The sequence below is a fragment of the Streptomyces coelicoflavus genome, assembly GCF_045041415.1.
Classification (GTDB): domain Bacteria; phylum Actinomycetota; class Actinomycetes; order Streptomycetales; family Streptomycetaceae; genus Streptomyces; species Streptomyces coelicoflavus.
On record NZ_CP108218.1, the window covers coordinates 7,744,958 to 7,764,994 of the forward strand.

A 20,037-nucleotide genomic window follows, 5' to 3' on the forward strand; every position below is an offset into this window, starting at 1 on the left:
CAGCGTACGCGGCGGAGCGGGGGGATCAGCTCAGGCCGAGGACGCTCATCGTGTGCTCGGCCATGCGCCGCTCGCCGAGGGCGTTGGGGTGGACGGGCACGAGGCTGGTCCCGAACAGCAGCGGTTCGATCCAGCGGGTGCCGCGGTCCGCGCAGGCGTCGTGGCCGTCGGAGACCGCGGAGAAGTCCACGTAGGTCGCGCCGGTCTCCTCGGCGGCCCGCCGGACGGCGTCGTTGAGGTGTGCCTGGATGGCCCGCAGGTAGGGCACGTCACCGGCGGCCACCGGGAGTTTGGCGAAGCAGGACGGGTCGGCGGTGGCCGGGGTGATCCAGGGGTAGCCGAGGGCCGCCACCCGCGCGCCCGGCGCCTCGGCGCGCACGGCGCTCAGGGCCGCCTTGAGCGCGGGGTAGGTGTTGGTCTCGATCTCGTCGTCGAAGGACGTGCCGTGCTTGTCCTCGCAGGGGCTGCCCTTGCCGCCGCTGAGGACGCCGGCCGTGCCGCAGGCCGTGATGGCGTTGATGAACGTGTTGTTGTCGTTGCCGCCGATGGTGAGCGTGACCAGGTCCGTGCCGGCGTCGAGCGCGTCCAACTGGGGGGCGACGCCCGGGTACTGGGGTTCGGTGAAGTCGGAGGTCTGGGCGGCGCCGCAGGTGACGTCCTTCAGGTGCGCGCCCGTCGCGGCGGCGATGACGTGGGGGTAGTTGGCCGTCGAGCGCAGGCAGAGCAGGTTGGTGAGGTCGACGGGCAGGACGCCGGAACCGGCGCTGTAACTGTCGCCGAGGGCCACGTAGTCGAGGGTGGCGGGCGCGGCGTGGGCGGTGGTGTCCGTGAGGCCGAGGGCCAGGGTGCCGACGGCGGCTGCTGTCGCGGTCATGACACGGCGAAGGGCGTGCTTCGGCATGCGTTCTCTCTTCTTCGGGAGGGCGGCAGCGGGGTTACTGGGCGGTTCTACTTTTAAGTAATGTGCGGGGTCGTTGACTTCAAGTCAACGTTGTTGACAGAACTTCTTGCAGTCGTGCGCGGCCGCCCTGGGCGGCTCGGGGCTGTTTTAGAGTGACTTCCGCCAGAGCGCACGGCGCACGACGGATCTGTGAGGTACTCACCAGCCATGACGACCGAAACGTTTGAGTTCCAGGTAGAGGCGCGTCAGCTGCTTCAGCTGATGATTCACTCCGTCTACTCGAACAAGGATGTCTTCCTGCGCGAGCTCGTCTCCAACGCCTCCGACGCGCTGGACAAGCTGCGCCTCGCCGCCCTGCGCGGCGACGCCCCCGACGCCGACGTGAGCGACCCGCGCATCGAGTTGGAGGTCGACAAGGACGCCCGCACCCTGACCGTGCGGGACAACGGCATCGGCATGTCGTACGACGAGGTCACCCGGCTGATCGGCACCATCGCCAACTCGGGCACCGCCAAGTTCCTCGAAGAGCTGCGCGAGGCCAAGGACGGAGCCGGGGCCGACGGGCTCATCGGACAGTTCGGCGTCGGCTTCTACTCGGGCTTCATGGTCGCGGACGAGGTCACCCTGGTCACCCGGCACGCCGGCGAGACCGAGGGCACCCGCTGGACCTCGAAGGGCGAGGGCACCTACACCCTGGAGCGGGTCGGCGAGGCCCCGCAGGGCACCGCGGTCACCCTGCACCTCAAGCCCGCCGACGCCGAGAACCAGCTCCACGACTACACCTCCGCGTGGAAGATCAAGGAGATCGTCAAGCGGTACTCGGACTTCATCACCTGGCCGGTGCGCCTGCTGCCCGAGCCGGGCGGCGACGGCAGCGACGGCAGCGACGGCGACGGTGCCGAGACCCGCGAGGCCGAGACGCTCAACTCGATGAAGGCCCTGTGGGCACGCCCGCGCGACGAGGTCTCCGACGACGAGTACCACGAGCTGTACAAGCACATCGGCCATGACTGGCGCGACCCGCTGGAGACGATCCGGCTCCAGGCGGAGGGCACCTTCGAGTACCAGGCCCTGCTCTTCGTGCCCTCGCACGCCCCGCACGACCTGTTCACCCAGGGCTACCAGCGCGGCGTCCAGCTCTACGTCAAGCGCGTCTTCATCATGGACGACTGCGAGGAACTGCTGCCGCCCTACCTCCGTTTCGTCAAGGGCGTCGTCGACGCGCAGGACCTCTCGCTCAACGTCTCCCGCGAGATCCTCCAGCAGGACCGCCACATCCGCATGATCCAGCGGCGGCTGACCAAAAAGGTCCTCTCGACGGTCAAGGGCCTCAGGACCTCCGCGCCGGACCGCTACGCCACGTTCTGGCGGGAGTTCGGCGCGGTGCTCAAGGAAGGCCTGGTGACCGACTCGGAGAACCGGGACGCGATCCTGGCCGCCTGTTCGTTCCCGTCCACGCACGACGCCGGCGAGCCCACTTCGCTGCAGGGCTACGTGGAGCGGATGAAGGACGGACAGGGCGACATCTACTACATGACGGGCGAGTCCCGTCAGGCCATCGAGAACTCCCCGCACATGGAGGCGTTCCGGGCCAAGGGTGTCGAGGTCCTCCTGCTCACCGACGCCGTCGACGAGGTCTGGGTCGACGCGGTGGGGGAGTACGAGGGCAGGACGCTGCGCTCGGTGGCCAAGGGCGAGATCGACCTCCTGGGCGCCGAGGAGGAGAAGAGCGACGCCGAGAAGGAGAAGCAGGGCGAGGAGTACGCGGGGCTGCTCGGCTGGATGACCGAGCACCTGGGCGACGACGTCAAGGAGGTCCGCCTCTCCTCCCGCCTCACCGTCTCGCCGGCCTGCGTCGTCTCCGACGCGGGTGAGCTGACGCCCGCCCTGGAGAACATGTACCGGGCGATGGGCCAGGAGGTGCCCGGCGCCAAGCGGATCCTCGAACTCAACCCGGAGCACCAGCTGGTGAAGACCCTGAACCGGGCCTGGAGCGACCGGCGGGACCGCGCGGAACTCACCGAGACCGCCGAACTGCTGCACACCCTCGCGGTGCTCGCCGAGGGCGGCCGGCCCAAGGAGCCCGCCCGGTTCGTGCAGCTGATGGCGGACCGTCTGGAGCGCACGCTGTAACCGGCCGGAAGGACCCGCACTCCACGCCGTCCGCCATCCGCATGGCGAGACGGCGTGGCATGCGGAGCACACTCCTCCGTATCTTCGTACGCATGTATGCATCCGCTCCGCCGCTGTGCCTCGCGCTCTTCGCGTGCTCGGCGTGGTGCGTCGACGACGGCCTCTGTCGACGCTGACCCCCGGACCGGCCGCGCGCTCCCCGCGCCGCCGGTCCGCCCGCGTCCGCCGTCCCCGTGCACACCACCCCGGAGATTCCTTCCGTGACCACCGCACCCCCGGCCGGGTCGTCCCCGGCCGCGCCGCCGCGCGCGTCCGCCCCGCTGTTCGCTCCCTCGCCCACCTCCTCGGAACGTCCCGAGGCACCGCCCCTGCCCCCGGTGCGGCGGACGCCGCTCGCCGTGTCCGGGCTGCTCGCCGCCGCGCTGACCGCGTACGTGTGGTCCGCGCACGGCGCCGAACCCGGCGTGCTGCTCCTGTTCGGCCTCGGCCTGGGCGTCGCCCTCTTCCACTCCCGGTTCGGCTTCACCTCCGCCTGGCGGCAGCTGGTCGCCGTCGGCAACGGGACCGGGCTGCGGGCGCACGCCCTGCTCCTCGGCACCACGGCCACCCTGTTCGCGCTGGTCATCGGCACGGAGACCGGGCTCTTCGGTGCCCAGCCCGCGCCGTCCGCCGGACCGATCGGCGTCGGCCTGTTCGCCGGTTCGGCACTCTTCGCCGTCGGCATGCAGCTCGGCGGCGCCTGCGCCTCGGGCACCCTCTTCGCGGTCGGCTCGGGACAGACGTCGATCGTGCTGACACTCGGCGGGTTCGTCGCCGGCGCCACGCTGGCCGCCTGGCAGTTCGACCTGTGGAAGGACCTCCCGGCCTGGGAGCCCGTCGTGCTGTCCGAGCACATCGGCTGGTTCGGCTCCTGGGGCGTGACCGTCGCCGCGCTGACCCTGGTGGTGCTGGTCAGCCGGCGCGTCCAGGCCCGGCGCAACCCGCCGCCGCTGGGCGCCGTCCCCTCGGCGCGCCGGGCCGCCGTCCGGGCCCTCCGCGGCTCCTGGCCGCTGGCCGTCGGCGCCCTGGCGCTGGCCGTGCTCGGCGCGGGCGTCCTGCTGGTCTCCGGCGGCGCCTGGGGCGTCACCAGCGCCTTCAGCCTGTGGGGCTCCGAGCTGGTGGGCGCGCTCGGCGGCCACCCGGAGAACTGGACCTGGTGGCAGCGGCCCGGCAACGCCGAGATGCTGGCCGGTCCGGTGCTCGCCGACAAGACCAGCCTCACCGACATCGGCATCATGATCGGCGCGGCCGTCGCCGCCTCGCTGGGCGGCACCTGGGCGCTGCACCGGGGCATCCCCTGGCGCACCGCGCTCGCCGCGGTGCTCGGCGGTGTGCTGATGGGCGTCGGCGCCCGGCTGGCCGGCGGCTGCAACATCGGCGCCTACCTGGCGGGCATCGCCTCGGGCAGCCTCAGCGGCTGGCTGTGGGGCGCCTTCGCACTGGCCGGCACCTGGGTGGGCCTCAAGCTGCGGCCCCTGTTCGGCCTGGGCAACCCCAGGCCGGGCGACGGCGTCTGCTGACGGGGGATGCCCGTGCGGCACAGGGGTCAGGCCTGCGCCGCACGGGCCGCTGAGGGCGCCGCCGAGGGCGCCGCTAGGGAGTGCCGCTTCCCCGCGGTGCCCGCCGCTCCGTGGCGGTGACCCGGGCGATGGCCTCCAGGGTGAGGGCTCGGCCGTGCGGCTCCCGGGCCAGGGCGCGGTGCAGCGTCAGACCCTCGATGAGGGCGTCCAGCTGGCGGGCCGTGTCCGGGTCGAAGTGCTTCTCCAGGTGGACGCGGCTGCGGCGCATCCACTCGTGGGTGAGCTCCCGGTAGGCGGGCTGGCGCGCGGCGAGCGTGTACAGCTCCTGGGTGAGCACCAGGTCCCGCTGGCTGTCCTCGGACAGCTCGTGCACGAGGTCGGCCACCGCCTCCCGGGCCTGGTCGCGGTCGGCGGCGGCCCCGAGGTGCTCGTCGAACACCGCGACGATGTGGTCGGTGAACCGGCCGAACGCCTCCCGCAGCAGCTGGTCCATGCCGCTGAAGTGGTACGTCATCGAGCCGAGGGGCACCCCCGCGCGCGTCGCGATCCTCCGGTGGGAGACGCGTGCGATGCCCTCCTCGGCGATCAGGTCGAGGGTGGCCGCGAGGATGCGCTCACGCCGCTGCGGATCGGTGTGTCCGGTTGCCATGGGAGCAGACTTACACGTTCCGCACCGGCCGGGCAGGGTTGCCGACGGCCACGACGTTCGCCGGTACGTCCTTCGTGACGACCGCGCCCGCGCCGATCACGGAGTTGTCCCCGATGGTCACGCCCGGCAGCACGATCGCGCCGCCGCCCAGCCAGACGTTGTCGCCGATGACGATGGGGCGGGCGGCCTCCAGCTTGTCCCGCCGGGGCCCGGGCTCCAGGGGGTGCGTGGGGGTGAGCAGCTGGACGTTCGGCCCGATCTGGCAGTCCGCGCCGATGGTGATCGCCGCGACGTCCAGCGCCGTCAGGTTGTAGTTGACGAAGGTGCGCGCCCCGATGGCGATGTTGCTGCCGTAGTCGACGTACAGGGGCGGCCGTACGTGGGCCTCGGCGCCCAGGGAGCCGAGCAGTTCGGCGAGGAGCGGCCGCGCGGCCTCCGCGTCCTCCGCGTACGCCGCCTGGTAGCGGGCGGCCAGCCGCACCGCCTGCTGCTGCCTGCGGGCGATCTCCGGGTCGTCGGCGATGTAGAGGTCGCCCGCCAGCATGCGTTCGAGGTTGGTGCGGGAGTCGCCCGCGAAGTGGTCCGTCGGCATGCACCCGATCGTACCCCTGAAGCGTACGAACGTACACTCCTGTCGCCGTCGTGTCGCCAGGCGGCAGGTTTCCGGCGTCCGGCGTCCGGCGTCCGGCTCAGCCTCGCCGGGACCGGAGCACTCCGCCGCACACGAGGACGATCAGCCCCGCGAACGGCACCACCAGCAGCCCCACCCGCAGGCTCGTCGCGTCGGCGACCAGTCCCACCACCGGCGGCGAGAGCAGGAAGCCGAGCCGCATCAGCCAGGAGACGAGGGTCAGCCCCGAACCGGGTTTGAGGCCCGGCAGTTCGTCGGCCTCGTGCATGGCCGCCGGGACCAGGGTCGCCACCCCGAACCCGGCCGCGGCGAAGCCGAGGACCGTGCCGGGCACCGTCGGCACGGCCAGCGCCAGGCCCATGCCGACCGCGGCGATCAGGGCGCCGGAGCGGGCCACCGTGCGCTGGCCGAAGCGGTCCACGAGCCGGTCGCCGACGATCCGGCCGACGAACTGCGCGCCGACCAGGGCGACATACCCGGACGCGGCCAGTGCCGCGGTCGCGTGCAGGGAGTCCGAGAGATAGAGGGTGGCCCAGGACATGCCCGCGTCCTCGACCAGGGTCCCGGCCGTGGCGATGAGGACGAGCGCGGCCAGCACCCAGCCGGTCCGCAGGCCCGTCGCCGGGGCACGCTCCGGCGACGCCGCGTCGTCCCCGGCGCCGGTCTCCCCGGTCTCCACAGCTGTTCCGGTGTCGGTCTCGGGCCCCGGCAGGCAGTACCGCAGGGCGACGCAGGCCGCGACCGCGAACACCACGGCGGAGAACAGCAGGTGCGGGCCCCGCGAGACGCCGAGCGCGATCGCGGCGGCGGCCATGGAACCGCCGGTGACCGCGCCGATGGACCAGATGGCGTGGAAGGAGTTGATGATGGACCGTCCGTAACGGCGCTGCACCCGCAGCCCGTGGGCGTTCTGCGCGACGTCGGTGAACGCGTCCATCGCACCGGCCAGGAACAACGCCCCCGCGAACACCGCCACCGAGTCCGCGAGCCCGGCGGCGAGAATGCCCGCCCCGGTCAGCAGCGTGCCGCCGACCGCCACCCGTGCCGAGCCGAACCGGCGCACCAGTATCCCGGCCGCGAGCCCGGCCGTGATGGCACCCGCCGGGAACGCCGCCACGGCCAGTCCGTAGGCGGCGTTGCCGATGCCGAGGTCCGCCTTGATCTGCGGATACCTCGGCAACAGGTTGGCGAACAGGGCCCCGTTGGTGAAGAACAGGACGGCGACGGCCACGCGAGCCCGCCGATCGGCCGGGGCGGGCCGGCGCAGTACGTCCACAGTCATGCGCCGGAGCCTACCGCCAGGGCGTACGAACGTACACTCCCGGCTGCGTGAGCGGAGCCTCAGCCGATCAGGTCGGCCACCAGGGCGGCGAACTCCTCCGGAGTGGCCAGACGGACGCCGAGCTGTTCCGCCTTGGCCCGCTTCGAGCCCGCCCCCTCGCCCGCGACGACGAGCGTCGTGTTCTTGGAGACGCTGGAGGAGGAGCGTCCGCCGGCCCGCTCGACGAGTTCGTTCATCTCGTTGCGGCTGAGCCGCTCGAGGCTTCCGGTCATCGCGCCGGTGACGACCACCTTCATCCCCGCCAGCGGCCCGCCCCCGGCCGGCGCGGCGGACGCTTCCGCGTCCCCGCCGTCCGCGTCGGCGGCCGGGGGCGGGGTCGCGCCGGGCTCCGTCATGTTGACGCCGGCGGCGGCGAGCTTGTCGATGAGCGGGGCGAGCTCGGCGATCTCCGCGACGATGGAGGGCGCCTTCTCCACCCCGATGCCGTCGACCCGCTGCATGGCCTCCGCGTCGGCGGCGCGTATGAGATCCATGGTGGCGAAGTACCGGGCGATACGACGGGACATGGACCGTCCGGTGCCCCGCACCCCCAGCGCGCACAGCACCCGGGACAGCGGCTGCTCCCTGGCCCCGGCGAGCGCGGCCAGCAGGTTGTCGGTGCTGGTCTCGCCCATCCGCTCCAGGGCGAGCAGCTGCTCGCGCCGCAGCGTGAACAGGTCGGCCAGGTCGGCGACGAGACCGGCCTCGACGAGCTGGACGACGCGGGTGGTGCCCAGACCCTCGATGTCGAGCTGGTCGCGGCCGGCCGCGTAGGCGAGCGAGGCCACCAGGTGGCAGTTGCGGCCCTGCGCGCACCGCCAGCGCTCCTCGCTCGTGTCGATCTCCGACCCGCAGCGCGGACACGCCTCGGGGAACACGATCGGCTGCTCCTCGCCCGTCCGCAGATGCGCGACCGGGGCCTCGATGCGGGGGATGACGTCACCGGCGCGGTGGACCATGACGTGGTCGCCGAGGCGCAGGCCCCGGCGGGTGATGTCGGCCGGGTTGTGCAGCGTGGCGTAGGTGATCGTGGAGCCCTCGATGACCACCGGTTCCAGGACACCGCGCGGGGCGACGATGCCGGTGCGGCCGACGTTCCACTCCACGTCCAGGAGCCGGGTGATCTTCTCGACGGCCGGCAGCTTGTACGCGATCGCCCACCGCGGCGCCCGCGAGCCGGACCCGGCGGCCCGCTGATCCGCGGCGAGGTCGGCCTTGACGACGATCCCGTCGATGCCGAAGGGCAGCTCGGCACGGAGCGCGGCGATCTCCCGGACCCGGGCCAGGACCTGCTCGGGCGTCTCGACGACCACGTCCGGTACGGCGGTGCCGGCGCTGGTGTGCACGCCGAGTCCGGCCGCCGTCGCCATCAGGTCGCCGTACGCCGACTCCTCCAGCCGCGCGGCCAGCGCGGCGTCGGTGCCGGGCAAGGCCAGCAGGCCGTACCCGAAGAACGTCATCGGCACCGTGTAGGCGCGCTCCTTGGCCCGCAGGGTGCCCGCCGCGGCGTTGCGCGGGTTGGCGAAGGGCTGCCCGCCGTGCCGTATGCGCACCTCGTTGGCGTGCTCGAACTGGGCCGTCGTCATGAGGATCTCGCCGCGGACCTCGACGGTCACCGGCTCGGCCAGCCGCTCGGGCAGCCCCTCCACGGTGCCCATGGCGTGCGAGACGTCCTCACCGGCCGTGCCGTCGCCCCGGGTGATCAGCCGGGTCAGGCGGCCCTCCCGGTAGCGGGCGGCGACCGCGAGGCCGTCCAGCTTGGGGCCCACGCTGAACCGGGTGACCTCGCGGTCGACGCGCCGGGCCAGGGACGCCGTCCAGGCGGTGAACTCCTCCGGCGAGAACACGTTGTCCAGGCTGAGCATCGGCACCGTGTGCGGCACGTCGCCCTCGGCCGCACCGCCGGCGACCTTCCCGGTGGGGGAGTCGGGCAGCACCTCGCCCGGGTGCTCGGCCTCCCACGCGGCGATCCCTCTCGCCAGCCGGTCGTAGGCGTCGTCGTCGAGTGGCGAGGAGCCGCCCGCGTAGTAGGCGGCGGCCGCGCGTGCGGCGTCCTCGACCGCCTGGGCGTAGGTGGTGGCATCGACGATCACCGCAGCAGGAGTAGTCATGGACGGAATCATGCCGCCCACCACTGACAACGGCCCTCGCGCCCGCACGGCGGCCGCTCCGCTTGCGCGGCCGCCGCCACGGGGTTTCGGTGGAAGCGACTCCCCACCGCCCTTGGAACTGTCATGCCGATGCCGACCACGGAGGCGAGCCGGACGTGAACACCGTCGAGGAGACGATCGAGATCGCCGTACCGGTGCGCACCGCGTACGACCAGTGGACCCAGGTCGCGTGCTTTCCGCGTTTCATGACCACCGTGAAGCGGGTCGAACAGATCAGGCCCACCGTGACGCTGTGGGTCCTCGGCCTCGGCCCCGTCCGCCGCGAGTTCGCCACCGAGGTCGTCGACCAGGTGCCCGACTCGCACCTCACCTGGCGGAGCCTCGGACAGCGCCACGGCCACCGGGGCGAGGTGACGTTCCGGCCCACCGGGGCGGGCGGCACGGCGCTGACCGTGCGGATGTCGGCCGAGCCGCGCGGACTCACCGGCGTGCTCACCGCCGTCCCGGCCGCGACCGGCCGCGTCCTGCGACGCGAGCTCGCGAACTTCAAGACGTACGTCGAAGGCCACGGGGAAGCGAGCGGGGCCTGGCGCGGGACGGTGCGGGACGGGCAGGTACGGCCCACGGAACCGGAACCGCCGCGCAGCCGGGTGCCGGCCTGGCCCGTCGGATGAGCCACGTGCGGGCACACAGCGAACGAGAGGCGATCCACCGATGAAGAAGCCGCCCAGGGACGAACCCCGGGACGACCTGTCCGTCACGCCGCCCAAGACCTGGGCCGCGGGAGTGCCCGCGGTGGTGCACGCGCTCGAGTACTCCCTGGAGCAGACGGCCCCCAAGGAAACCGCGGTGGACCTGCTGACCATGAACCAGGTCGACGGGATCGACTGCCCGGGCTGCGCCTGGGCGGACCCCGCGCCCGGCCACCGGCACCGCAACGAGTACTGCGAGAACGGCGCCAAGCACATCAACGACGAGGCGACGACCCGGCGGATCACCGCCGACTTCTTCCGCGCGCACCCGGTCTCCGACCTGGCGGGCCGCTCCGACCTGTGGCTGAACCAGCAGGGGCGCCTCACCGAGCCGGTGGTCAAGCGGCCCGGCTCCGACCACTACGAGCCCGTCAGCTGGCGCGAGGCCCTGGACCTGCTCGCCGGGGAACTCAAGGCGCTGGACAGCCCCGACGAGGCGGTCTTCTACACCTCGGGCCGGGTCAGCAACGAAGCCGCCTTCGTCCTCCAGCTGTTCGCCCGCGCCTTCGGCACCAACAACCTGCCCGACTGCAGCAACATGTGCCACGAGTCGAGCGGCTTCGCCCTGCACGAGACGCTCGGCACCGGCAAGGGCACGGTCGGTCTCCAGGACCTCCACCACGCCGACCTGATCTTCCTGGTGGGCCAGAACCCCGGCACCAACCACCCCCGGCAGCTGTCCGCGCTCGAGCAGGCCAAACTGAACGGCGCCCGCGTCGTCGCCGTCAACCCGCTGCCGGAGGCGGGGCTGCTGCGGTTCAAGAACCCGCAGAAGGTACGCGGGGTGATCGGACAGGGTGTCCGCATCGCCGACCGGTTCCTGCACATCCGGCCCGGCGGCGACCTCGCCCTGTTCCAGGCCCTCAACCGGCTGCTGCTGGAAGCCGAGGACGCCCGGCCCGGCCATGTGCTGGACCACGCGTTCATCCGCGACAGCACCAGCGGCTTCGAGGAATTCGCCGCGCACGTCCGGCAGACCTCCTGGGACGACGTACTCGAAGCCACCGGCCTCACCCGCGAGGAGATCGAGCAGGTCCGCGACGAGGTCCTGAACAGCAGCCGGGTCGTCGTCTGCTGGGCGATGGGCATCACCCAGCACAAGCACGGCGTCCCCACCATCCGGGAGATCGTCAACTTCCTGCTGCTGCGCGGCAACCTCGGCAGGGCGGGAACCGGCGCCTGCCCGGTGCGCGGCCACAGCAACGTCCAGGGCGACCGCACCATGGGCATCTGGGAGCAGATGCCCGACTCCTTCCTGGACGCCCTGCGCGAGGAGTTCGGCTTCGACCCGCCACGCGCCCACGGACTCGACTCGGTCGACTCGATCCGGGCGATGCGGCAGGGCCGGATCAAGGTCTTCCTCGGCGTCGCGGGCAACTTCGTCCGGGCCGCCCCCGACAGCGCGGTCACCGAGGAGGCCATGCGCGGCTGCCGGCTGACCGCCCACGTCTCCACCAAGCTGAACCGGTCCCACACCGTCTGCGGACGGACCGCGCTCATCCTGCCCACCCTCGGCCGCACCGAACGCGACCACCAGACGGGCGGCGAACAGTTCGTCACGGTGGAGAACTCGATGAGCGAGGTGCACACCTCCCGGGGACGGCTCAAGCCCGCCTCCTCCCTGCTGCTCAGCGAGGTCGCCATCCTGTGCCGGCTGGCCCGCCGCACCCTCGGCCAGGGCCCGGGGAACATCCACTGGGACGAGTTCGAAGCCGACTACCACACCATCCGCGACCGGATCTCCCGCATCGTGCCGGGCCTGCACGACTTCAACCGGCGCGTGGCACGCCCCGGCGGGATCCGCCTGCCCAACCCCGTCAACGAGGGCGTCTACCGCACCGCCACCGGCAAGGCCGTGTTCAGCCGCAACACGTGGCAGGCGCCCGACGTCCCCGAAGGCCACCTGCTGCTCCAGACCCTGCGCTCCCACGACCAGTGGAACACCATCCCCTACACCCTGAACGACCGCTACCGGGGCATCCACGGCAGCCGCCGGGTGGTCATGGTCAACCCGGTCGACCTGAGCGCCCTGTCCCTGGCCGAGGGCGACCGCGTCGACGTCGTCGGCGTCTGGCACGACGACACCGAGCGCCGCGCCGAGGGCTTCGAGGTGGTCCCGTACCCCACCGCCCGCGGATCAGCGGCCGCGTACTACCCGGAGACCCAGGTCCTGGTCCCGCTGGACAGCGTCGCCGACATCAGCAACCAGCCCACCTCCAAGGGCATCGTCGTCCGGCTGGAGCGCGTGACACCGTAGTCGCATCGTGAGACGGGCCCCGCCGCGGGAATGGCGGGAAGCGGGGCTCCGTTGACACCTGTCATGCCCGACTCTTCCCCACGGCCCGCGGCCGGCCGCATGCCGCTCGCCGTCTACATCCTCGGCCTGTCCGTCTTCGCGCTCGGCACCAGCGAGTTCATGCTCTCCGGGCTCCTGCCGCCCATCGCCGACGACATGGACGTGTCGATCCCGCAAGCCGGGCTGCTGATATCGGCCTTCGCGATCGGCATGGTGGTCGGCGCGCCGCTGCTCGCCGTCGCCACCCTGCGGCTGCCGCGCAAGACCACACTGGTCGCCCTGATCTCCGTGTTCGGCCTCGGCCAGGTCGCGGGCGCGCTCGCGACGAGCTACGAGGTGCTGTTCGTCTCCCGGGTGGTGAGCGCGCTCGCCTGCGCCGGCTTCTGGGCCGTGGGCGCCGCCGTGGCCATCGCCATGGTGCCGGTGACCGCGCGGGCCCGCGCGATGGCCGTGATGATCGGCGGGCTGTCCATCGCCAACGTCCTCGGCGTCCCCGCCGGCGCCTTCCTCGGCGAGCACCTGGGCTGGCGGTCCGCGTTCTGGGCCGTGGGCGGCGCGTCCGCCGTCGCGCTCGTCGGCGTGGTGACCCTGATCCCCCGCATCCCGCTGCCCGAGCGGCGGCCCAGGCTGCGGGGCGAGCTGGCGATCTACCGGGACCGCCAGGTCTGGCTGTCCATCGTCGTGACCGCCCTCGCCGCCGGCGGCGTGTTCTGCGCCTTCTCCTACCTCGCCCCGCTCCTCACCGACGTGGCCGGGCTCGCGGACGGCTGGGTCCCGACCGTGCTGGCGCTGTTCGGGGTCGGCGCGCTGATCGGTACGACGATCGGCGGCCGGGTCGCCGACGCGCACCTGTTCGGCGTACTGCTCTCCGGCATCACCGCCTCGACGGTCCTGCTGGCCGCGCTCGCGCTGTTCGCCTCCAGCCCCGCCGCCGTGATCGTCCTCTCGCTGCTGCTCGGCGTCTCCGCGTTCTACACGGCGCCCGCGCTGAACGCGCGCATGTTCAACGTCGCCGGCGCCGCGCCCACCCTCGCCGGTGCGACGACGACCGCCGCGTTCAACCTGGGCAACACCGGCGGCCCCTGGCTCGGCGGTACGGTGATCGACGCGGACCTCGGGTACGCGGCCACCGCCTGGGCGGGCGGGGCGATGACCCTGGTCGCGATCGCCTTCGTCGCCGTCTCCCTGCGGCTGCACGGCCGCTCGCGCGTCGTGATGGGCGGCATGGCCGCCGAGCCCGCGGGCGCGGACCGGGCCCAGCGGGTGTGACGCCGGCCGGGCCCCGGATACTCACTGGGCGTTCGAACAGGCAGCGCATATGATCATCGGCAAGGGCGGGGCCGTAGCACAGAGGTAGTGCGCCGCGACATCATCTCGGAGGACGCCGGTTCGAATCCGGTCGCCCCGCCCCCTTCTTCTCGCGCCCGGCACGCATCCGGCCACGGCGCCCCGTCAGGGGGCCGCGGGTCCGGCGGCGGCCCTGGCACAGCGGTCGGCCAGCCCGGCGAACGCCTCCCTGAGCGCCGGCGGGCCGACGACCTCGACGTCCGAGCCGAAGAGACAGAACGCGGCGGCCAGCGAGGGCCACGACCAGGAGCCCAGCGTGAGCCGGCAGCGGTCCGGGCCGAGTGCCTCGACGGTTCCGTCCCCGGCGTGCGGGGACACCGCCGAGGCGGGCAGGTGGAGCACGGCCTCACCACGGCAGGGCCAGTCGGTGGCACCGTCGTCCGAGCCGCGGAACCTGCCGGTCAGGAAGGCGGCCACGTCCTCGCCGGGCAGGTCACGGGGGCCGAAGCGGGGACCGGTGGGCGTGCGCGGGGTGATCCGGTCGGCGCGGAAGACGCGCCAGTCCTCGCGGTCCAGGTCCCAGGCGACCAGGTACCAGCGCCCGCCCCGGGCGACGAGATGGTGCGGCTCCACACGGCGCGAGGCCGGCACGGCGCCGGGCGCGCCGTCCTCCGGGCGGGCCGGGGAGTGGTCGAAGCGCATCACCTCGCGGGCGTGGACGGCGGCACTGAGCGCCGTCAGGACGCCGGTGTCCACCTGGGGCTGCGGCCGCGGCGCGGACCCTGCGACGGAGACGACGGAGACGACGGGGAGCGCGTCGATCCGGTGCCGCAGCCGCGCGGGCATCACCTGGCGCACGGTGGCCAGGGCCCGTGCCGCACCGTCCTCGATCGCGGCACCGGTGGCCGCCGCGGTCCGCAGCGCGACGGCGAGAGCGACCGCCTGCTCGTCGTCGAAGAGCAGCGGCGGCAGCCGCGTACCGGCGTCCAGCCGGTAGCCGCCGTCGGGGCCCTTCACCGCCAGCACGGGATAGCCCAGCTCGCGCAGCCGGTCGACGTCGCGGCGCAGCGTGCGCGGACTGACGTCCAGCCGCTCGGCCAGCACCGCACCCGGCCAGTCCCGGCGGGCCTGGAGCAGCGAGAGCAGGGACAGCAGCCGTGCCGAGGTCTTCTGCATGACCACCATGCTCGCGCACATAGCGGCCACAACCTGACCGCTACCTCGACCAGAGTGGGCGCAGCGGGGCCGAACCGGCCCACGGCCGGCCCGAACCCACGGGCCGTCCCACCGCTTCCCGCACGTTCCCCGAGGCAAGGAGCCCGACATGACCGCCAAAGCCGTGACCCACCTGAACTTCCGTGGTGACGCCCGCGAGGCACTCACCTTCTACCAGGCCGCCTTCGGCGGGGACGTGACCCTGGTGACGTACAAGGACGCCGGCGGCGTCCAGGAGCCCGCCGAGGCCGACCAGGTGATGTTCGGTCAGGTGGCCACCGCCGGCGGCGTGTGCGTGATGGCCTACGACGTGCCGTCCGCCCTGCCGTGGAACCAGGGCGAGAACGCCTTCTTCGTCTCGGTCCGCGGCGAGAGCACCGAGGAGATCACCGCGTACTGGGAGAAGCTGACCGACGGCGCGACCGTACTGCGCCCCCTGGGCGCCGCGCAGTGGGCGCCCCTGTACGGCATGCTGCGGGACCGGTTCGGCGTCACCTGGGTCCTCGACGTCGTGAGCGAGTACAACGCGTGAGCGTGCTCGGCGCCCGGTCGCTGAACCGGGCGGCACTCGCCCGGCAGCTGCTGCTCGACCGCGCGGACCTTCCGGTCCTCGACACCGTCGCGCACCTCGGCGGCATGCAGGCGCAGGAGCCGCAGGAGCCGTTCGTCGGACTGTGGTCGCGGCTGCGCGACTTCGCGCCCGGGACGCTCGACGACCTGCTGACCGGGCGCCGGGTGGTGCGCACCCATCTGATGCGGCGCACCGTCCACCTCGTCACCGCCGAAGACGTACTGGCCTGGCGTTCCCGCCACGACGCCATGCTGCGCGGACGCGTCCTCGGCACCTACCGCCGCGAGCTGGAAGGGGTCGACCTCGGCGCACTCGCGGCGGCCGGGCGGGCGGTCCTGGCCGACGGCGAGCCCCGCTCGATGACCGGACTCGCCCGGGCCGTGGCGGAGCAGTGGCCGGACGTCGCACCGCGACCGCTCGGAGAGATGCTGGTCGCCGCGCTGATCCCGATGGTGCAGCTGCCGCCGCGCGGGCTGTGGCGCACCAGGGCCGGGGTGCGCAACGCCCCGGTCGGGGCCTGGCTGGGCCGCGAGGTCGACCCGCCGGCCCCGCCGGGCACCGATCCGGTCGGTGCGGCGCTGGTACGGCGCTACCTGGCCGCGTTCGGACCGGCCGCCTCGGCGGACCTGCGCGCCTGGTGCGGCCTCGCGGGGCTGCCCGCGGCGGTCGCGGCGGTACGCGGGGAACTGGTCGCCTTCCGCGACGAGCGCGGCCGGGAACTGCTCGACCTCCCCGGCGCACCGCGACCCGACCCGGACACCCCGGCCCCGGCGAGGTTCCTGCCGGCGTTCGACAACGCGGTCCTCGGCTACCAGGACCGCGGCCGCGTCATCGACGACGCGCACCGCGGCCTGTCGGTCACCGGAGCCCGTTTCGTCCTCGTCGACGGCCGGGTCTGCGCGACCTGGACCGTCGAGGACGGCACGGTGACCGTCGCTCCGCTGCGCCGGCTCACCCGGCCCGAGCGCACCGAGGTCGCCGAGGAGGGGCGGGCCCTGGCGTCCTTCCTCTCCGACGGCGCCGTCGACCGGGTCCGGGTCGGCGCGGCACCGTCCTGAGCGAGGGGTGACCCGGAACGCCCCGCCCCGGCGGGGTCAGGTGCTCGCCACGACGTCGGCGACCACACAGCTGACGTTGTCGGGGCCGCCGGCGCCGTTGGCGAGGGCGACCAGCTCCCGGACGGCACGCTCGGGCTGCCCGGCGCCGGCCAGCACCCGGTGGATCTCTCCGTCCGGCGCCACCGTCGGCAGCCCGTCGGAGCAGAGCAGGTAGCGGTCCCCGGGCCTGGCGTCGTGCAGACGCATGTCGGGGGTGCCGTCGGCGCCGCTGCCCAGGGCCCGCACCAGCATGGACCGCTGGGGGTGGGAGGCGGCCTCCTCCGGGCCGATGCGCCCTTCGTCGATCATCGCCTGCACCACGGTGTGGTCGTGCGTGATCCGGAACAGCTCGCCGTCGCGCAGCAGGTAGACGCGGCAGTCGCCGATGTGGACGAGGGCCAGTTGCGACCCGGTCCAGAGCATCGCGGTGAGCGTCGTTCCGGCTTCCTCGCCGGCGGAGGCGGTCCGGACGGCGCCGTGCACCGCCCGTTCGGCCTGCTCGACGGCGTCCGCCAGGACGTCGAGAAGACCGCCCGCCGGGACGCCGTCCGTCTCCAGGTGCTTGAGCGCGTCGACGGCGGCCGCGCTCGCGGGGGCGCCGCCGGCGCCGAACCCGTCGGCGACGGCGAGCAGACGGGACCCGGCGTAGGCGGTGTCCTGGTTGGTCTCGCGGACCAGTCCGGCGTCGGAACCGGCGGCGTAACGGATGCTCAGCGGACTCACGGTGGCTGTCATGTCGGGGTCCTCCCGTTCCAGATGACCGACGAGGAAGGCGACCAGGTCGCGCCGTGCGGCGAAGTCGGCCTCGGTCCGCGCCCAGAAGGCGCGGATCTCCCGGGCCGCGGCCCCCGCGTCCAGCGCGCACACGTGCCGGATGCGGACCAGCGGCATCCCCACCCGCCGCAGCCAGGCGACGAGCCGGGCCCGCTCCAGCTGGTCCGGCGCGTAGAGGCGATAGCCGGTGACCGGGTCGACGCGGGCGGGCGGCAGCAGACCCAGTTCGTCGTAGAGCCGCAGCGCCTTCGGCGACAGCCGGGACGCCTTCGCGAACGCCCCGATGGTCAGCAACCCCATGCCCACCCCTCCTCGTACCGGGCGCGTCGCCCGGTGACACCGATGCTGTGGCCTGCCCCAAGGTGAAGGTCAACCACCGTCCTGCCGTCAGCCGGCCGTGAGCTGTCAGCCGACCGTGAGTCGTCAGTCGTCAGCCGTGAGCCGTCAGCCGTCAGCCGTGAGCCGTCAGCCGTCAGCCGTCAGCCGTCGTCCGGCACGAGACGTGTGACGTCGACCGAGCCCTCCCCGGTTCGCGGCTGGGGGACGACCGTCCACAGCGCGGCCAGCGCGGCGAAGGCGGCGACGAGGACGATCGTCCCGGTACGGCCCTTCGCCCAGCCGGCCCGGAAGCGGACCGGGTCCTCCACCAGGACCTTGGAGAGCCAGGCGAGTGTCACCGACACGGCGAGCAGCACGAGCGTGCGAGGTGGACCCTCAAGACCGAGCCGTTCCTCGCTCAGCAGCAGGTACACCGGCCAGTGCCACAGATACAGGCTGTACGAGACCGTGCCGAGCCGGCGCAGGGGAGCGGCACCGAGGAAGCGGCCGGCCGGAGTGCGCGGGGCCCGGGCGAGGCAGGCGACGAGGAGGGCGGCGGCCAGGGCGTGGAGGAAGAGCCCGCCGTGGAACAGGGAGGGAGAGTTCTGGCCGTCGGCAGCGACCCAGTAGGCCCCGATGCCGGCCCCCAGGACGAGGCTCCACCGTCCGGCCGCGCGTTCGCTGACGCGGGCCGTCAGACGCGTGACCGGCGAAGTGGCCGCCAGCGCTCCGAGGAGGAGGGAGAACGCGCGGGTGTCCGTGCCCTCGTACACCCGTGTGGTGTCGGCCGGGGTGGTGAGCGCGACCATCAGGACCAGGGACACGGCGGCTCCGGCCCCCGCCACGGCGGCCACCCGCGATCCGGCGCCCCGGCCGCGGGCCACCAGGCAGAGCACCAGCGGCCACACCACGTAGAACTGCTCCTCGACGGCGATACTCCACAGGTGGCTGAAGGGCCGGGTGCCGGCCGAGTCCCAGTAGCCGACCCGGTCGGCGACGAAGTGCCAGTTGGCCAGGTTCGCGGCCACCCAGGGACCGTCGTCGAGCGCGTGGCGAAGCAGGTACGGCGGGCCGAGCGCCCACACCAGGAGCAGGGTGCCCGCGAGCATGACGGCCAGCGCGGGCAGCAGCCGGCGGGCCCGCCGCCCCCAGAAGGCGACTAGGTCGATCCGGCCGTCGCGGACGCGTGCCTCCCGCAGCAGCAGGCCCGTGATGAGGAAGCCGGAGAGGACGAAGAACAGGTCGACGCCGAGAAACCCGCCGTCGAAGTGACCGGCGTGGAAGAACAGCACGCCCAGGACGGCGACGCCGCGCAGCCCGTCCAGGGGTGCGACGTGCCGCCGCAGGGAACTCGGCGCGGGGGACGGGTCGGCGCGGGTGCGGCGATGGGCGGGGGAGGGCATGGCCGGCAGCGGCATGGGCGGTCTCCGTCGAGGAGGCGAGGCGTCCCCGGGCCGGCGGGCAGCGCCTCGCGGTGGGAAGGCGTCCCCGGCCCGCGAACGCCTCGTGGCGGGCGATCCGGGATGCGCCGGGGGCTACTCGCAGCCGAGCCGGCTGTAGACCTCCTCGCCGGTCCAGGTGCCGGTGGCCCACGTGCCGGCGGCGGCCGGGTCGAAGCCGTACCGCTTCTCCAGTTGTTCGCCGAACCAGACGGCGAACGCGGCCGAGCCCTGCTGGCAGGAGTGGATGCCGTCCTTGCTGCGCTGCGCCTTCTTGGCGGCGCCGTCGTCGCCCCACAGGGCGGAGGCGTCGAGGAAACCGGCCGTGTCCGGGTGTTTCCCGGCCACGCTCTTCGCGGACCGGGGCGCGGACTCGAGCTCCGCCTTGTGCGGCCGGTAGAAGTCGTCGAGCCTGAACGGCGGGGCGGACACGAGGAGGAGGTCGGCTCCCGCCTCGTTGACCGTCTTCACCAGGCGTTCGTAGGCCGCGCGCTGTTCGGCCGGGGTGCCCCAGTCGTAGGTGGTGACCTGGTAGGCGACGACGTCGGGCGCGAAGGACTTCAGTGTCTTCGGCAGGCGGTCCCAGGTGGGTGCCGCGATCTCGCCGACCACACCGCCCCCGCCGGCGGCGGCCACCGACTCGAAGTCGACACCGCCCGCCTTCATGGCCGCGCCGAGCGCCGGCGCCTGGGCCTCGCCGATCGAGTCGCCCATCCACAGCAGCCGTTGCGGCCTGTCGTCCCGCTTCCCGTCGGGGGAGTCCTTTCCGCCGTCCGAGGTATCGCCGCCCGCGCTGTCGCCCGCGGGGACCTCGACGCCGGTGCCGGAGCCCTGACAGCTGGTCAGGGAGAGTGCCACGGCCGCGGCCACGAGGGCGTAACCGACGGCACGGAGCGCGGGCAGCGACCGCCCGCCGGAGTTCTCGTTGTCCATGCCCCCAGCACAGCTTCCGTGCCCCCGGCCCGGGGAGAGCTGTCATCGTT

16 protein-coding genes are annotated in these 20,037 nt (G+C 73.3%); 7 read left to right on the forward strand and 9 right to left on the reverse strand.

Annotated elements, in window-relative coordinates; translation table 11 throughout:
* Window positions 1–25: 25 nt before the first annotated feature.
* Window positions 26–901 (reverse strand): SGNH/GDSL hydrolase family protein, encoded by an 876-nt coding sequence (locus OHA99_RS34940; RefSeq protein WP_366472705.1) that lies wholly within the window; start codon window positions 899–901, stop codon window positions 26–28.
* Window positions 902–1,108: 207 nt separating this feature from the next.
* On the opposite strand from OHA99_RS34940, the gene htpG reads away from it, so the two are divergent.
* Together htpG and OHA99_RS34950 are read left to right on the forward strand one after the other, a co-directional pair.
* Window positions 1,109–3,034 carry a molecular chaperone HtpG gene (htpG, locus tag OHA99_RS34945; protein ID WP_405698743.1) on the forward strand — a complete coding sequence of 642 codons (1,926 nt, stop codon included), beginning with the start codon at window positions 1,109–1,111 and terminating at the stop codon, window positions 3,032–3,034.
* A gap of 260 nt (window positions 3,035–3,294) precedes the next feature.
* Window positions 3,295–4,593, forward strand: coding sequence for a YeeE/YedE family protein (locus OHA99_RS34950; RefSeq protein ID WP_366472706.1), 1,299 nt, complete (start codon window positions 3,295–3,297; stop codon window positions 4,591–4,593).
* A 73-nt stretch (window positions 4,594–4,666) separates the two neighbouring features.
* On the opposite strand, the gene OHA99_RS34955 is transcribed toward OHA99_RS34950, so the two are convergent.
* The 4 genes from OHA99_RS34955 to ligA form a co-directional block, all read right to left on the reverse strand.
* A complete protein-coding gene (locus OHA99_RS34955; protein ID WP_087792479.1) occupies window positions 4,667–5,242 on the reverse strand; it encodes a TetR/AcrR family transcriptional regulator in 576 nt (191 codons plus the stop codon).
* A gap of 10 nt (window positions 5,243–5,252) precedes the next feature.
* A complete protein-coding gene (locus OHA99_RS34960; RefSeq protein ID WP_153181418.1) occupies window positions 5,253–5,834 on the reverse strand; it encodes a sugar O-acetyltransferase in 582 nt (193 codons plus the stop codon).
* Between the two features lie 97 nt (window positions 5,835–5,931).
* A complete protein-coding gene (locus tag OHA99_RS34965) occupies window positions 5,932–7,155 on the reverse strand; it encodes an MFS transporter (protein WP_405698744.1) in 1,224 nt (407 codons plus the stop codon).
* A 59-nt stretch (window positions 7,156–7,214) separates the two neighbouring features.
* The gene (gene ligA, locus OHA99_RS34970) at window positions 7,215–9,305 is read right to left on the reverse strand and encodes an NAD-dependent DNA ligase LigA (protein ID WP_164386032.1); all 2,091 of its coding nucleotides are present in this window, start codon (window positions 9,303–9,305) and stop codon (window positions 7,215–7,217) included.
* 155 nt (window positions 9,306–9,460) lie between these two features.
* On the opposite strand from ligA, the gene OHA99_RS34975 reads away from it, so the two are divergent.
* The 3 genes from OHA99_RS34975 to OHA99_RS34985 all read left to right on the forward strand — a co-directional run bounded on the left by OHA99_RS34975 (window position 9,461) and on the right by OHA99_RS34985 (window position 13,622).
* On the forward strand, window positions 9,461–9,979 hold the full coding sequence (locus tag OHA99_RS34975) for an SRPBCC family protein (RefSeq protein WP_153181421.1): 519 nt from the start codon (window positions 9,461–9,463) through the stop codon (window positions 9,977–9,979).
* A gap of 40 nt (window positions 9,980–10,019) precedes the next feature.
* On the forward strand, window positions 10,020–12,314 hold the full coding sequence (locus OHA99_RS34980) for an FdhF/YdeP family oxidoreductase (RefSeq protein ID WP_405698747.1): 2,295 nt from the start codon (window positions 10,020–10,022) through the stop codon (window positions 12,312–12,314).
* Window positions 12,315–12,413: 99 nt separating this feature from the next.
* Window positions 12,414–13,622, forward strand: coding sequence for a Cmx/CmrA family chloramphenicol efflux MFS transporter (locus tag OHA99_RS34985; protein WP_007388003.1), 1,209 nt, complete (start codon window positions 12,414–12,416; stop codon window positions 13,620–13,622).
* Between the two features lie 183 nt (window positions 13,623–13,805).
* Here OHA99_RS34985 and OHA99_RS34990 read toward each other — a convergent pair whose 3' ends face one another.
* A complete protein-coding gene (locus tag OHA99_RS34990) occupies window positions 13,806–14,816 on the reverse strand; it encodes a YafY family protein (RefSeq protein ID WP_194280222.1) in 1,011 nt (336 codons plus the stop codon).
* Between the two features lie 148 nt (window positions 14,817–14,964).
* Here OHA99_RS34990 and OHA99_RS34995 point away from each other — a divergent pair, with 148 nt between their 5' ends.
* Both OHA99_RS34995 and OHA99_RS35000 read left to right on the forward strand, forming a co-directional pair.
* Window positions 14,965–15,387 (forward strand): VOC family protein, encoded by a 423-nt coding sequence (locus OHA99_RS34995; protein ID WP_366472708.1) that lies wholly within the window; start codon window positions 14,965–14,967, stop codon window positions 15,385–15,387.
* Window positions 15,384–16,484, forward strand: coding sequence for a winged helix DNA-binding domain-containing protein (locus OHA99_RS35000; protein ID WP_405698748.1), 1,101 nt, complete (start codon window positions 15,384–15,386; stop codon window positions 16,482–16,484). The genes OHA99_RS34995 and OHA99_RS35000 overlap by 4 nt, the downstream gene beginning before the upstream one ends.
* Window positions 16,485–16,520: 36 nt before the next feature.
* Here the strand turns inward: OHA99_RS35000 and OHA99_RS35005 are convergent, their stop codons facing one another.
* The 3 genes from OHA99_RS35005 to OHA99_RS35015 all read right to left on the reverse strand — a co-directional run bounded on the left by OHA99_RS35005 (window position 16,521) and on the right by OHA99_RS35015 (window position 19,987).
* Complete coding sequence (locus tag OHA99_RS35005; RefSeq protein WP_405698750.1) at window positions 16,521–17,597, reverse strand: MerR family transcriptional regulator; 1,077 nt, start codon at window positions 17,595–17,597, stop codon at window positions 16,521–16,523.
* Window positions 17,598–17,776: 179 nt separating this feature from the next.
* Window positions 17,777–19,033, reverse strand: coding sequence for an acyltransferase (locus OHA99_RS35010; RefSeq protein WP_153181427.1), 1,257 nt, complete (start codon window positions 19,031–19,033; stop codon window positions 17,777–17,779).
* Window positions 19,034–19,150: 117 nt separating this feature from the next.
* Entirely contained in the window at window positions 19,151–19,987 is an 837-nt protein-coding gene (locus OHA99_RS35015; RefSeq protein ID WP_153181428.1) for an SGNH/GDSL hydrolase family protein, read from the reverse strand.
* Window positions 19,988–20,037 lie beyond the last annotated feature (50 nt).

Coding starts and splice junctions, on each gene's coding strand:
- OHA99_RS34955 (WP_087792479.1), bottom strand. CDS start 5,242: ATGGCAACCGGACACACCGATCCGCAGCGGCGTGAGCGCATCCTCGCG.
- OHA99_RS35010 (WP_153181427.1), bottom strand. CDS start 19,033: ATGCCGCTGCCGGCCATGCCCTCCCCCGCCCATCGCCGCACCCGCGCC.
- OHA99_RS34960 (WP_153181418.1), bottom strand. CDS start 5,834: ATGCCGACGGACCACTTCGCGGGCGACTCCCGCACCAACCTCGAACGC.
- OHA99_RS34965 (WP_405698744.1), bottom strand. CDS start 7,155: ATGACTGTGGACGTACTGCGCCGGCCCGCCCCGGCCGATCGGCGGGCT.
- OHA99_RS34990 (WP_194280222.1), bottom strand. CDS start 14,816: ATGCAGAAGACCTCGGCACGGCTGCTGTCCCTGCTCTCGCTGCTCCAG.
- OHA99_RS34985 (WP_007388003.1), top strand. CDS start 12,414: ATGCCGCTCGCCGTCTACATCCTCGGCCTGTCCGTCTTCGCGCTCGGC.
- OHA99_RS35015 (WP_153181428.1), bottom strand. CDS start 19,987: ATGGACAACGAGAACTCCGGCGGGCGGTCGCTGCCCGCGCTCCGTGCC.
- OHA99_RS35005 (WP_405698750.1), bottom strand. CDS start 17,597: ATGGGGTTGCTGACCATCGGGGCGTTCGCGAAGGCGTCCCGGCTGTCG.
- OHA99_RS34995 (WP_366472708.1), top strand. CDS start 14,965: ATGACCGCCAAAGCCGTGACCCACCTGAACTTCCGTGGTGACGCCCGC.
- ligA (WP_164386032.1), bottom strand. CDS start 9,305: ATGACTACTCCTGCTGCGGTGATCGTCGATGCCACCACCTACGCCCAG.
- htpG (WP_405698743.1), top strand. CDS start 1,109: ATGACGACCGAAACGTTTGAGTTCCAGGTAGAGGCGCGTCAGCTGCTT.
- OHA99_RS34980 (WP_405698747.1), top strand. CDS start 10,020: ATGAAGAAGCCGCCCAGGGACGAACCCCGGGACGACCTGTCCGTCACG.
- OHA99_RS34940 (WP_366472705.1), bottom strand. CDS start 901: ATGCCGAAGCACGCCCTTCGCCGTGTCATGACCGCGACAGCAGCCGCC.